This is a genomic window from Duganella radicis (assembly GCF_009720825.1).
GTDB lineage: Bacteria > Pseudomonadota > Gammaproteobacteria > Burkholderiales > Burkholderiaceae_D > Rugamonas > Rugamonas radicis.
Genome location: NZ_WNKY01000002.1, coordinates 94,607 through 105,836, shown reverse-complemented (window position 1 = coordinate 105,836; position 11,230 = coordinate 94,607). Strand labels below are relative to the sequence as shown.

Here is an 11,230-nt window from a genome sequence, read left to right as displayed (position 1 = left end):
CAAGCGATATAATGAAAACCATGACAACCCACTCCGCCACCCTGCGCGAGCAGATCGAAGAAATGATTGCTGTCGGCGAACTCAAGCCCGGCCAGCATCTGGACGAAACCGAACTCGCCACGCGCTTTGGCGTCTCGCGCACGCCGATCCGGGAAACCCTGATCCAGCTGTCGTCGATGGGATTGGTGGTGATCCGGCCACGACGTGGAGCCATCGTGGCCGAGCTTGGCCCGCAGCAGTTGGTGGAAATGTTTGAAGTGATGTCGGAACTGGAGTCGACCTGCGGCCGCCTGGCCGCGCGCCGCATGACACCGGAAGAGCAGCAGGCCTTGCTGGCGGCGCATCAGGCCTGCCAGGAGGCGCTGGACGCGCAGGAGCCGGATGTTTATTACTATCGCAACGAAGTATTCCACGAAGCGATATACGCCGGCAGCCACAATCAGTTTCTGATCGAGCAGACGCGCGCCCTGTACCGCCGCCTGCGCCCTTACCGCCGCCTGCAATTGCGGGTGCGCAACCGCCTGGCCACGTCCTGGAATGAGCACGATGGCGTCGTCAAAGCGATACTGGAAGGCGACGGCGACCGCGCCGCCCAGCTGCTGCGCGAGCACGTCATGATTCAGGGCCAGCGCTTCTCCGACCTGATGGCCTCGCTGCCGCAGTTGCGGCAGGATGTCGCCTAGTCATTTGCGGCGTCGCAGCAGCCAGTAGCCGACGCCCAGCGCCGCCGCGCCGATCGCCGCCTTGCACACCACACCGCGTGGATTGTGTTTCCAGGCGGCCGGCAAACCCATTTCGCTGAACACATTGGGAATGTGGCCATGACGCAGATCGTCGCCGATGCCTTCCACCGCGTCCACCCGGTCCGCCAGCAGCAATAGCAGCCAGTGGCGGATATCGTTTTCGGTCTGCTGGTAGGCGGTGCGGCGCAGCACGCCGCTCAGGCCGCGCGGCGGGGCGGTGGTGCCGTAGACCGGCGTGATGCCGGGACGCTCGGGGGACACCAGCACCTCGGCGTGGCTGTGCTGCTGGGCAGGCGGATGGGGCGGGCGATCCAGCCGGGCCGGCATGCGTTCCATCGGCACGGCGGGGCGCCGGGCGCGATCGAGATCGCTGCCCCAGCCTGGAATATCGTCGCGCCGCAGCGGCGCGGATGGTAGGGAATCGTTAGGCATGGCGTTTTCCTCAGGAATGGGGGCCGGACGGAATTAATACGGTCTTGATGCAATTGTCCAACTTGCCTGAAAAAATCTGATAGGCGTCCGCTACGTCGGCCAGCGGCACCCGGTGCGTGATGATTTCCTTGGGATTGAGATGGCCGGCGCGGATGTGCTCCAGCAAGCGCGGCAAGTGGCGCTTGACGCTGGCCTGATTCATGCGCAAGGTCAGCCCCTTGTTGAGGGCGTTACCGATAGGCACGGCGTTAAAGGTCGGACCGTACACGCCGACGATGGAGACGTTGCCGCCCTTGCGCACGGAGTTGATGGCCCAGTGCAGCACGGTGGCGGAGCCGGCCTGCATCATGGTGTAGCGCCCGGTCAGCGACTGCATGGCGTTGCCGGCGGCTTCGCAGCCCACCGCGTCGATGCAGACGTCGGCGCCCAGCCAGTCGGTCATTTTCTTGATGTGCAGGGCCATGTCGTCCACGTCCTTGAAATTGATCACCTCGCACTGGGCGTAGCGGCGCACGAAGTCCAGCCGGTAATCGACATGGTCGACCACGATCACGCGGCCGGCGCCCATCAGCCAGGCCGACTTGGCGGCAAAGATGCCGACCGGGCCGGCGCCAAACACCACCACGGTGTCGCCGGCGCTGATATCGCCCATTTCGGCGGCCTGGTAGCCGGTCGGCACCGCGTCGGTCAGCAGCACCGCGTCGTCCTGGTCGAGGTCATCCGGGATGACCATCGGGCCGACGTCGGCCATGGGCACGCGCACCAGCTCGGCCTGGCCGCCGTCGTAGCCGCCGGTGGTGTGGGAATAGCCGTAGATGGCGCCCACGGCGGAGGCCTCCGGATTCACGTTGTGGCAATTGCTGTACAGCTCGCGATCGCAAAAATAGCAGCTGCCGCAAAAGATGTTGAACGGCACCAGCACGCGGTCGCCCACCTTCAGCTTTTGCACGGCGTCGCCGACCTCCACCACCTCGCCGACAAACTCATGGCCGAAGGTGGAGCCCACCCGCGTATCCGGCACCATGCCATGGTAGAGGTGCAGATCCGAGCCGCAAATGCAGGAGCGGGTGACGCGCACGATGGCGTCGCCGGGATGTTCGATTTCCGGATCGGGCTTCTGCGCCGCCCGGATGCGATAAGGACCGCGATAGTTCATAGCCAGCATAATGCCTCCTCAGCTCAGGCCTACCTTCAATAGACGGAAGCACCATGATGCGCGTGTTGCGGAGTCGGCCGCGTAGGACGCGGTTATCTGATCCAGTAGGACAACGGCCAGTTATTTTTTTGCCGACATCCGCATGATGCGGACCGGCTTGCTCTCCGGCCCGGTGGCGGGCAGCATGTCTTCCAGCGTTTGCTGATCCAGCACGGCGAGGAAGGCGCGGGTGGCGTCGTTCAGCGTGTGTTTCAGCTTGCAGTTGGGCGTGAGGGGGCAGGTGTCGGCTTCGCGGTCGAAGCATTCGGCCATGAAGAAATCGGTCTCGGTGCTGCGCACCAACGCGCCGATGTTGATCTCTTTCGGCTCTTTCGCCAGCCGCAGGCCGCCATTGCGGCCGCGCACCGTCTCCACCAGTCCGGACAAGCCCAGCTGATACACTACCTTCATCAAGTGATTTTTTGATATCACGTGCAGGTCGGCGATGTCCTGGATGGTGACCAGTCGATCCCGATTGGCTGCCAGATAGAGCAGCGTACGCAGGGTGTAATCGGTAAAGGATGTGAGGCGCATCCGGCTATTTTACATGCTCGTGCGTGAACTTGCGTACCGACGCCGCAGGACGGGCGCTGGCAGACTGGCGGCAGACCGAGGGAGGCCGTATGGATCAGGAAGATGAGCGCCGCCGCTTTATCAGCGAGCTATGGCAGAGGTTTGAGCAGTTGCAGGCGTGGGCGGTGGAAAATTGGCCGGACAAAGAACATCCGCTGTCCAGCGCAGATTTTGTCGAAGCGCGCAAGGAGATACTGGGGTTGCGCAATCCGGCGCAGGCGCCTTCGCGGCCGCCGGCGGAGCGCGAGCCGGAGCAGGGCGGGGCGCAGTATATCGACCTGAATCCCGCCCCCTGGCCCTGATTTAGTCGTGGATGACCGGCTTGCCGGCTTGCGCCAGCAGCCAGGCGATCACGCTCAGTATCAGGCTGGCCAGCACGCCCCAGGCCAGATTCAGGGCACTGTCGAACAGCAGCGGCGCCACCAGGCCTGACACCAGCGCGAACAGCAGCATCTGGATGAAGGACTGCATCGAGGCCGCCAGCCCGCTATTGTTCGGGAAGTACTCCAGCGCGATCAGCGACAGTGGCGTCATGGCCAGCGCCAGGCCGAAGGAGTAGATAAACAGCGGCATCACCGCCCACGGCACGGCGGCGACGAAGGCGGCGTTGTAGGCGACGTTGATCACGCCGGCCGTAATCATCACCGCAAAGCCCAGCCACACCTGGCCCTTGCGCGAAAACTTGTGGGCGAATTTGCCCGACAGCGCGGAGCCGATCACCATGCCGCTGATCAGCGGCACGAACATCCACGCGAAAGCGGTTTCCGGCAGATGCAGGATGTTCATCACGAAGTAGGCGGCGGAGCCGATGTACAGCGCCACGCCCGCAAAGCACATGCCGACGGCCACCGACAGCAGCAGGAAGTGGTGATGGCACAGCACCTTCCAGTAGTTTTTGGCGATCACGCCGAGGTGGAACGGGTGGCGGTCCTTGACGGCCAGGCTTTCCGGCAGCGCGCGCTGCACCGCCACCAGCATCAGGATGCCGAAGGCGCTGAGGAACCAGAAGATCGAACGCCAGCCGAAGCTCACTTGCAGCCAGCCGCCCAGTACCGGCGCGATGGCCGGCGCCAGGCCGAATACCATCATGATATTCGCCAGGATCTTCTGCGCCTCGGCGCCGGTGAAGCGGTCCTGCACGATGGCGCGGCCCACCACGGAGCCGGCGCCGGCGGCCAGGCCCTGCACGATGCGGCAGGCCAGCAGCACGCCGATGGACTGCGCCAGCGCCGCCACCACCGACGCCGCAATGTACAGCACCAGCGAGACGATAATCACCGGGCGGCGGCCGAAGGAGTCGGACAGCGTGCCGTAGAACAGCATCATGAAGGCAAAGCAGAACAGGAACATCGACAGCGTCTGCTGCACCAGCATCGGGCTGGCGTCGAAGGCCTGCGTGATGGCGGGGAAGGACGGCAGATAGGTATCAATGGCCAGCGGGCCGACCATGGAAAGGCCGGCCAGCAGCAGCGTCAGCAAAATATTCATGAATCGCGTATTCTTCGTAGGACCCGGCATTTTACGCGATATTCGACAAATCATGACCATAGATACCTTTGACGGCACCTCCGTCAAACCTTCGCACTGGAACCTCGGCAGTGTGATCGAGCAGTTGCGCGTGTCGCGCGAGGCGACCCACAACATCCGTCACCATGGCCGCGTGCGCGAGCTGCCGTCGCGCGATGCGCTCACCACCATCGTCAACGGCTTGCAGGCGGTGCTGTTCCCGACCCATTACGGCCGTCCCAACCTCACCGACGAGAGCATCGACTTCTTTGTCGGCGATACGCTGAACACCACGTTGAACCGTCTGGCGGAGCAGGTGCGGCGTGGTTTGCAGTTTTCGGCGGAGGAGGCGGTGCCGGATGAAGAAGCGCTGACGAAGCAGGCGCACGACATCACGCGCCAGTTCGCGGCCAGCCTGCCGGAAGTGCGGGCCCTGCTGGTGTCCGACGTGCTGGCGGCGTTTTCCGGCGACCCGGCGGCGACCTCGGTGGCCGAAATCATGCTGTGCTATCCGGGCACCATCGCGATTTTGTATTATCGCTTGGCGCACAGTCTGCACCGTCTCGGCTCGCCGTTTCTGGCGCGGCTGATTTCCGACATCGCCCACTCGATGACCGGGATCGACATCCACCCGGCGGCGCAGATCGGCGGCAGCTTCTTCATCGACCATGGCACCGGCGTGGTGATTGGCGAGACCGCCATCATCGGCCAGCGCGTGCGCCTGTACCAGCACGTCACGCTGGGCGCCAAGCGCTTCCCGGCGGACGAGCAGGGCGCGCTGATTAAAGGCGTGCCGCGCCACCCGATTGTGGAGGACGACGTGGTGATTTACGCCGGCGCCACGATCCTGGGCCGCATCACCATCGGCGCGGGATCGACCATTGGCGGTAACGTGTGGCTGACGCAAAGCGTGCCGCCATCTAGCAACGTGTCCCAGGCTCAGATGCGCAACGATTGAAACTCCGGGGTCAGGTCCTCCATTTCTACACGGCCTCGACCGTGTAACGGATCAGCCCGTGTAGAAATGGAGGACCTGACCCCGGATTTTTTCGCGCAGGGTGCCGGCGGTGTATTCGGTGCGATAGCGGCCCCGTTTTTGAAGTTCGGGGACGATCAGGTCGACCACGTCGCGCATGCTTTCGTGGGCGATGGCGTAGGCGAGATTGAAGCCGTCGATGCCGGTTTCGTCTTGCCACATTTCGAGTTGGTCGGCCACTTGCTTCGGGTCGCCCACCAGCACCGGGCCACGCCCGCCCAGGCCGATGAATTCGGCCGCCTCGCGCACGGTCCATTTGCGATTCGGATCCGCGGCGCTGAAGGAGGCCAGCGCCGAGCGCCCGGCATCGGAGTCGATGTATTCAATCGTCGCGTCCAGCGGGAATTGGCTGAAATCGACCCCGGTCCAGCCGGATAACAGCGCCAACGCCGCTTCGATGTCGATATGGCGCTTGTATTCTTCATGCCTGGCGCGTGCTTCGTCTTCGCCAGGCGCGGTGATGATCAGCGCTTGCGCGTAGATTTTCAGCTCGTCGCCATCGCGGCCGGCCGCGCACGCGGCGGCACGCAGGTCGTCGGCGTATTTTTTCACCACGCGGATACTCGGGCCGCTGACGAAGGTGCACTCGGCATGTTTTGCCGCGAACGCCGTGCCGCGCGGCGAGGTGCCAGCCTGGTACAGCAAGGGCGTGCGCTGCGGCGATGGTTCGCACAGGTGGAAGCCGGGCACCTTGAAGTATTTGCCTTCGTGCGCTATCGGGTGGATGCGCGACGGTTCGGCGTACACGCCACGCTCTTTGTCGTTGACCACCGCGTCATCGTCCCAGCTTTTCTCCCACAGTTTGTAGACCACTTCCATGTATTCATCGGCGAGGTCGTAGCGCTCGTCGTGGCTTAGCTGCTGGTCCAGTCCGAGGTTGCGGGCGGCGCTGTCGAGGTATCCGGTGACGATGTTCCAGCCGATGCGCCCGCGCGTCAGGTGGTCCAGCGTCGACATGCGGCGGGCGAAGGTGTAGGGATGTTCATACGTCAGCGCGCAGGTGACGCCAAAGCCAAGATGGGTGGTGACCTGCGACATCAGCGGCACCAGTGCCAGCGGGTCGTTGAGCGGCGTCTGCACGGCGTGCCGCAGGGCGGCATCGGCGCTGCCCTGATAGACGTCGTAGGCGCCCAGCACGTCGGCCAGAAAGATGGCGTCGAACAGGCCGCGCTCCAGCAGTTGCGCCAGTTCGGTCCAGTAATCCGGATCGGTGTAGCGGTGGCTGTCGTTGCGTGGGTGAGTCCACAGCCCTGGCGACTGGTGACTCACCGTGTTCATTTGAAAAGCGTTGAAGCGTATGAGTTTCGGCATTACTTTTCCAGCGCGAGCTGGTAGTCGGTCTTGGCGTAATCGGCGAAGTGTTTGTTGGTGACTTCCAGGAATTCGCGCGAGCGGTAGGCGGCGGCGATGTCCTTGGCGAATTGCTTGTCCTTGTCGGCGGTGCGCACGGCCACCAGGTTGGCGTAGGCCGGCGAGATTTTCTCGGTGATCAGTGCATCTTTCAGTTTCAGGCCGGAAGCCAGTGCGTAGTTACCATTGACGAAGGAGTAGTCGGCGTCTTGCAAGGAGCGTGGCAGCTGTGCGGCTTCCAGCGGTAGCAGCTTGATTTTTTTGATGTTGGCGACGACGTCTTTTTCCGATGCCTTGATTGGATCGGTTTTCTCACGCAGTTTGATCCAGCCCAATTGGTCCAGCAGCACCAGCGCGCGCGCCTGGTTGGTTGGGTCGTTCGGCAGGGCGACGGTGGCGCCTTCTTTGACATCGTTGAGCGTTTTGTGCTTTTTGCGGTAGATGGCGATCGGCGCGGTCGGGATCTTGATCAGTTCCGACAGGGCCAGTTTGTGGTCGGCCGAGAATTTGTTCAGGTAGATGATGTGCTGGAAGATGTTGGCGTCCAGCGAGCCTTCGGCCAGCGCGAAGTTGGGCTGGATGTAGTCGTTGAATTCCACCAGCTTGACTTTGTAGCCCTGCTTTTCGAGGATAGGCTTGATGCCCAGCTTGACCTGGTCGGCGTACGGGCCGGAGCTGGTGCCGATCACCAGTTCTTTCGGGTCTTTGGCGTAGGCGTTGATGCTGACGGTGGCGGCGATCGCGGCCAGCAGCAGGTTGCGGCGGGTGTTCATGTGGTGTTTCCTTGGTTAGCGTTTGTCGATGCGTTTGGCGATGCGGTTGCCGGTGAACTGGATCAGCTGCACCATCAGGATCAGGATGGCCACGGTGGCGACCATGATGTCGGTTTCGAAGCGGTAGTAGCCGTAGCGGATGGCGAGGTCGCCGATGCCGCCGCCACCCACCACGCCGGCCACGGCGGAGTAGGAGAGGAAGCTGATCGACAGCACCGTCAGCGCCAGCACCAGGCCGGAGCGGGCTTCGACCAGCAGCACGCGCAGGATGATCTGGAATTCCGATGCGCCCATGGCGTGGGCGGCTTCGATCACGCCTTTCGGGACTTCGCGCAGGTTTTGCTCGACCAGCCTTGCAAAATACGGGATGGCGGCGAAGGAGAGCGGCACGGCGGCGGCCAGCGGGCCGATGGAGGTGCCGGCGATGACGCGCGTGAACGGCACCAGCGCCACCAGCAGGATGATGAAGGGGAAGGAGCGGACGGTGTTCACCAACCAGCCCAGTATCAGCGCGGCAGGGCGGTTTTGCAGGGATTGGCCGTCGGCGACCAGGAACAGCAGGATGCCCAGCGGGCCGCCGATCAGCACTGCGGACGACAGGCCGATGCCCAGCATGAGCAAGGTCTGGCCGAGCGCTTCCCACATTTCAGGCAGCATGGCGTGGATGGCGCTGGCCGATGCGGCCAGGGAGGAGATGAGTTCAGACATGGGCGGTCTCCGGGAGTGGGGCGAGAGCGGCTAGCGCGTTGGCGGCGCTGGCGGCGGCCGGCGCGGCCGATGGCGCATCGGCGTCCGCGTGCGCGGCTGCGGCGGCACGTTGGGTCGCATGTGTGGCGGGTTGCCAGGCTGCGGACGGCGCGTGCACGGCGAGAGGCGCGGTGGCGTTGGCGGCCACGGAGGCGGCCAGTTCGCGGCCGAGTGCGGTGCGGCGCTGTGCCGCGAGGCTGGCCGCGTCGTCGAGGACGAATTGTTCGGCGATGGCGCCGTTTTCGATCACGGCCACGCGGTTGCAGATTTCGCCGATGACGTCCAGCTCATGGCTGACGATCACGATCGTTACCTCCAGCCGGTGGTTGATGTCCTTGAGTGTCGCCAGCAGCGCGCGCGTGGTTTCGGCGTCCAGCGCGGACGTCGGCTCGTCGCACAGCAGCACCGCCGGCTTGCTGGCCAGCGCCCGGGCGATGGCGACGCGCTGTTTCTGCCCGCCCGACAGCTGCGCCGGATAGCTGGCGCTTTTGTCGCTCAAGCCCACCAGCTCCAGGCAATCCGCCACGCGCGCGGCGATCTGCGATGTGGTCTGGCCGCCATGAATATGCAGCGGGAAGGCGACGTTGTCGAACACCGTCGCATTTTGCAGCAGATTAAACTGCTGGAAGATCATGCCGATGTTGGCTCGCGCATCGCGCAGGTCGCGCTTGGACAGCGACGTCAATTCACGGTCATCGACCGTGATCGCGCCTTCATCCGGACGCTCCAGCAGGTTAATTAAGCGCAGCAGCGTCGACTTGCCGGCGCCGCTCTTGCCGATCAGGCCAAAGATATCGCCTTGGCCGATCTCCAGCGACACATCGCGCACCGCTTGAAAGTCGCCAAACGATTTGCTCGCATGCTCGATGCGAATCAGGGAAGTAGACATTACGAGTAAGCGGTAGGTTCAGGCAGCGTGCCGTCGAGCGCATAGCGTCCGAGGTCGCGGATTTTGTAGTCGACCGGATCGTGCAGGGTATGCACGCGCACATTGCGCCAGTACCGGTCAAAACCAAATTTGGCGGAAGTCGAGCGTGCGCCGGTCAGTTCGAAAATCTCATTGCTGACGTCCACCCCGGCCTGGTGCGCCAGTACCTTGGCTTCGGCCACCGACACCGCCAGCTCGCCGCGCTGCTGCGCCGTCACCGCCGCGCCAAGACGGAACAAGCGCTCCAGCTCCTGCACCGCATGATCGGCCAGCACCGACGCAGGCCGCAGCTTGAGCCACAACTGGCCGAAGCGATGCTGCACCAGCGGATCGGCGCCAGCCGACGCCACGCCGGACGCGAACCAGGGCCGCGCCTCCTGCGCGATGTAGCCGCGCGCCGCCTCGAACGCGCCTTCGCCGATGCCGAGATACAGATTGGCCATGATCAGCTGCGCCACCTGCGAGCGCAGCGTGGCTTGCGCGGTCGGTTTCACGCCCGGCGCTTGCAGCACCTGCGTCGAAGGCAGCGACACCTGAGTGAAATGCACATTGCCGCTATCGGTCTGCTTCTGGCCGAAGGCATCCCAGTCGGCCTGCACGGCCATGCCATGCTGGCGCGTCGGCACCACGCCGATCAGCGCGGATTGCGTCGCCTCGTGCCAGGCCGAGATGGTGAGCCAGTCCGAACCCACCGAGCCGGATGAAAAACTCTTCACGCCGTCCAATTGGAAGCCGTAGTCGGCATCGCTGGCGATGGTGCGCTTGTCGAGCGGATTGAGGGCATTACCCCAGAACAGATTCTGCTCCACCGTCTGCGTCAGGAAGCGGCGCTGCTGCTGGGCCGTGCCATACAGCTGTATGCCCGCCAGTTGCAGGTGATGGAAGCCGAAGATGTGGGCCAGCGCGCTGTCGGCGCGGGCCAGGATGCGTATCGCTTGATAGACCGTTGGCCAGTCCGCGCCCTGACCGCCGTACGCGGCCGGTATGGACAAGGTAAGCAGGCCGGATTCGCGTATCCATTCGCGTTCCTGCGCCGCGTGGCCGCCGGCCTGGTCGCGCGCATTGGCGCTGGCGGCGAGTCGCAGTGCCAGTTCGGCCGCGATTTGAAGCGGGTCGTGCGCACGGTTGTGCGACGTTTTTAATAGTGCTTGAGACATGGTATGTCCGTCGTCTTGATATCGGTGTTTTTAGTATTGCATCCAGCGCCAAACGCAGTACACGAAGAATTCCGGCTTTTGATATTCGAAAAAATCATGCTTGGTTTTTTGCATATCAAAACGTAAAACTATTCGTTTTGATTTCTACCGGGCGCATTTATGCTGGCTGCCACCATCAAGACAGGGGACAGACCATGAGCATTCTTCTACTGAGCGGCAGCCCGGCCGCGCCATCGAGCACCGGCCGTTTGCTGGATCACGTCGGCGACAAGCTGGCCGCGCTCGGCCACCGCTACACCAGGCTGAATGTGCGCGACCTGCCGGCCAAGGCGCTGCTGCACGCGGACTTCGCCGACCTGGCGCTCAAGCGCGCGGTCGACGCCGTGGCCGAAGTGGAAGCCATCGTGATCGCCACCCCTATCTATAAAGCTTCCTACACCGGCCTGCTGAAAGCCTTCCTCGATCTGCTGCCACAAGACGGCTTGAAGGACAAGCTGGTGCTGCCATTGGCCACCGGCGGCAGCCAGTCGCACATGCTGGCGCTGGACTATGCGCTGCGCCCGGTGCTGCATGCGCTGGATGCGCGCCAGGTGTTCACCAGTATTTACGCCACTTCGCAGCAGCTGACCTGGAGTGACGTCAGCGGCCTGACCGTGGATCAGGCCATCGCCTGGCGCGTGCAGGCTGGTGTGGACGCGCTGTCGGCCGCGCTGCATGCGCAGCGCAAGCAGCCGGACCAAATATTTGTCGCCAGCGCGCAGCCGGTGCGCCTGGCCCGCTAAGGAGTTTC

The 11,230-nt window shown here is 63.6% G+C and carries 13 protein-coding genes; 4 read left to right on the top strand and 9 right to left on the bottom strand.

From position 1 onward, the window contains the following. The first annotated feature begins 11 nt into the window (after nucleotides 1-11). Nucleotides 12-683, top strand: a complete 672-nt coding sequence (locus GM676_RS03630; protein WP_155462034.1) for a GntR family transcriptional regulator — start codon at nucleotides 12-14, stop codon at nucleotides 681-683. Here GM676_RS03630 and GM676_RS03625 read toward each other — a convergent pair whose 3' ends face one another. From GM676_RS03625 to GM676_RS03615, 3 genes are all read right to left on the bottom strand, one after another. After that, entirely contained in the window at nucleotides 684-1,175 is a 492-nt protein-coding gene (locus tag GM676_RS03625) for a hypothetical protein (protein ID WP_155462033.1), read from the bottom strand. A 10-nt stretch (nucleotides 1,176-1,185) separates the two neighbouring features. Continuing rightward, nucleotides 1,186-2,340, bottom strand: a complete 1,155-nt coding sequence (locus GM676_RS03620; RefSeq protein ID WP_155462032.1) for a zinc-dependent alcohol dehydrogenase — start codon at nucleotides 2,338-2,340, stop codon at nucleotides 1,186-1,188. Nucleotides 2,341-2,451: 111 nt separating this feature from the next. After that, nucleotides 2,452-2,904 (bottom strand): RrF2 family transcriptional regulator, encoded by a 453-nt coding sequence (locus GM676_RS03615; protein WP_155462031.1) that lies wholly within the window; start codon nucleotides 2,902-2,904, stop codon nucleotides 2,452-2,454. An 89-nt stretch (nucleotides 2,905-2,993) separates the two neighbouring features. Between GM676_RS03615 and GM676_RS03610 the strand changes: the two genes are divergently transcribed. Beyond that, complete coding sequence (locus tag GM676_RS03610) at nucleotides 2,994-3,245, top strand: hypothetical protein (RefSeq protein WP_155462030.1); 252 nt, start codon at nucleotides 2,994-2,996, stop codon at nucleotides 3,243-3,245. Between the two features lies 1 nt (nucleotide 3,246). Here the strand turns inward: GM676_RS03610 and GM676_RS03605 are convergent, their stop codons facing one another. Then, a complete protein-coding gene (locus tag GM676_RS03605; protein ID WP_155462029.1) occupies nucleotides 3,247-4,431 on the bottom strand; it encodes a multidrug effflux MFS transporter in 1,185 nt (394 codons plus the stop codon). A 52-nt stretch (nucleotides 4,432-4,483) separates the two neighbouring features. Between GM676_RS03605 and epsC the strand changes: the two genes are divergently transcribed. After that, nucleotides 4,484-5,407 (top strand): serine O-acetyltransferase EpsC, encoded by a 924-nt coding sequence (epsC, locus tag GM676_RS03600; RefSeq protein ID WP_155462028.1) that lies wholly within the window; start codon nucleotides 4,484-4,486, stop codon nucleotides 5,405-5,407. Between the two features lie 51 nt (nucleotides 5,408-5,458). Here epsC and GM676_RS03595 read toward each other — a convergent pair whose 3' ends face one another. The 5 genes from GM676_RS03595 to GM676_RS03575 are packed head-to-tail and all read right to left on the bottom strand — an operon-like array spanning nucleotide 5,459 to nucleotide 10,440. Next, nucleotides 5,459-6,796, bottom strand: coding sequence for an LLM class flavin-dependent oxidoreductase (locus GM676_RS03595; RefSeq protein WP_155462027.1), 1,338 nt, complete (start codon nucleotides 6,794-6,796; stop codon nucleotides 5,459-5,461). After that, nucleotides 6,796-7,608, bottom strand: a complete 813-nt coding sequence (locus GM676_RS03590; protein ID WP_155462026.1) for a MetQ/NlpA family ABC transporter substrate-binding protein — start codon at nucleotides 7,606-7,608, stop codon at nucleotides 6,796-6,798. The genes GM676_RS03595 and GM676_RS03590 overlap by 1 nt, the downstream gene beginning before the upstream one ends. Nucleotides 7,609-7,623: 15 nt before the next feature. Further along, nucleotides 7,624-8,316, bottom strand: coding sequence for a methionine ABC transporter permease (locus tag GM676_RS03585; RefSeq protein ID WP_211923140.1), 693 nt, complete (start codon nucleotides 8,314-8,316; stop codon nucleotides 7,624-7,626). Further along, complete coding sequence (locus tag GM676_RS03580) at nucleotides 8,309-9,244, bottom strand: methionine ABC transporter ATP-binding protein (RefSeq protein ID WP_155462025.1); 936 nt, start codon at nucleotides 9,242-9,244, stop codon at nucleotides 8,309-8,311. The genes GM676_RS03585 and GM676_RS03580 overlap by 8 nt, the downstream gene beginning before the upstream one ends. After that, a complete protein-coding gene (locus GM676_RS03575; RefSeq protein WP_155462024.1) occupies nucleotides 9,244-10,440 on the bottom strand; it encodes an acyl-CoA dehydrogenase family protein in 1,197 nt (398 codons plus the stop codon). Before GM676_RS03575 ends, GM676_RS03580 begins: the two co-directional genes overlap by 1 nt. Before the next feature lie 194 nt (nucleotides 10,441-10,634). On the opposite strand from GM676_RS03575, the gene ssuE reads away from it, so the two are divergent. Beyond that, nucleotides 10,635-11,222, top strand: a complete 588-nt coding sequence (gene ssuE, locus GM676_RS03570) for an NADPH-dependent FMN reductase (RefSeq protein ID WP_155462023.1) — start codon at nucleotides 10,635-10,637, stop codon at nucleotides 11,220-11,222. The last annotated feature ends 8 nt before the right edge of the window (nucleotides 11,223-11,230 follow it).

What these genes read in the sequence shown, in the direction of transcription:
- GM676_RS03630 (WP_155462034.1), top strand. Translation starts at nt 12, where the DNA reads ATGAAAACCATGACAACCCACTCCGCCACCCTGCGCGAGCAGATCGAA.
- GM676_RS03625 (WP_155462033.1), bottom strand. Translation starts at nt 1,175, where the DNA reads ATGCCTAACGATTCCCTACCATCCGCGCCGCTGCGGCGCGACGATATT.
- GM676_RS03620 (WP_155462032.1), bottom strand. Translation starts at nt 2,340, where the DNA reads ATGCTGGCTATGAACTATCGCGGTCCTTATCGCATCCGGGCGGCGCAG.
- GM676_RS03615 (WP_155462031.1), bottom strand. Translation starts at nt 2,904, where the DNA reads ATGCGCCTCACATCCTTTACCGATTACACCCTGCGTACGCTGCTCTAT.
- GM676_RS03610 (WP_155462030.1), top strand. Translation starts at nt 2,994, where the DNA reads ATGGATCAGGAAGATGAGCGCCGCCGCTTTATCAGCGAGCTATGGCAG.
- GM676_RS03605 (WP_155462029.1), bottom strand. Translation starts at nt 4,431, where the DNA reads ATGAATATTTTGCTGACGCTGCTGCTGGCCGGCCTTTCCATGGTCGGC.
- epsC (WP_155462028.1), top strand. Translation starts at nt 4,484, where the DNA reads ATGACCATAGATACCTTTGACGGCACCTCCGTCAAACCTTCGCACTGG.
- GM676_RS03595 (WP_155462027.1), bottom strand. Translation starts at nt 6,796, where the DNA reads ATGCCGAAACTCATACGCTTCAACGCTTTTCAAATGAACACGGTGAGT.
- GM676_RS03590 (WP_155462026.1), bottom strand. Translation starts at nt 7,608, where the DNA reads ATGAACACCCGCCGCAACCTGCTGCTGGCCGCGATCGCCGCCACCGTC.
- GM676_RS03585 (WP_211923140.1), bottom strand. Translation starts at nt 8,316, where the DNA reads ATGTCTGAACTCATCTCCTCCCTGGCCGCATCGGCCAGCGCCATCCAC.
- GM676_RS03580 (WP_155462025.1), bottom strand. Translation starts at nt 9,244, where the DNA reads ATGTCTACTTCCCTGATTCGCATCGAGCATGCGAGCAAATCGTTTGGC.
- GM676_RS03575 (WP_155462024.1), bottom strand. Translation starts at nt 10,440, where the DNA reads ATGTCTCAAGCACTATTAAAAACGTCGCACAACCGTGCGCACGACCCG.
- ssuE (WP_155462023.1), top strand. Translation starts at nt 10,635, where the DNA reads ATGAGCATTCTTCTACTGAGCGGCAGCCCGGCCGCGCCATCGAGCACC.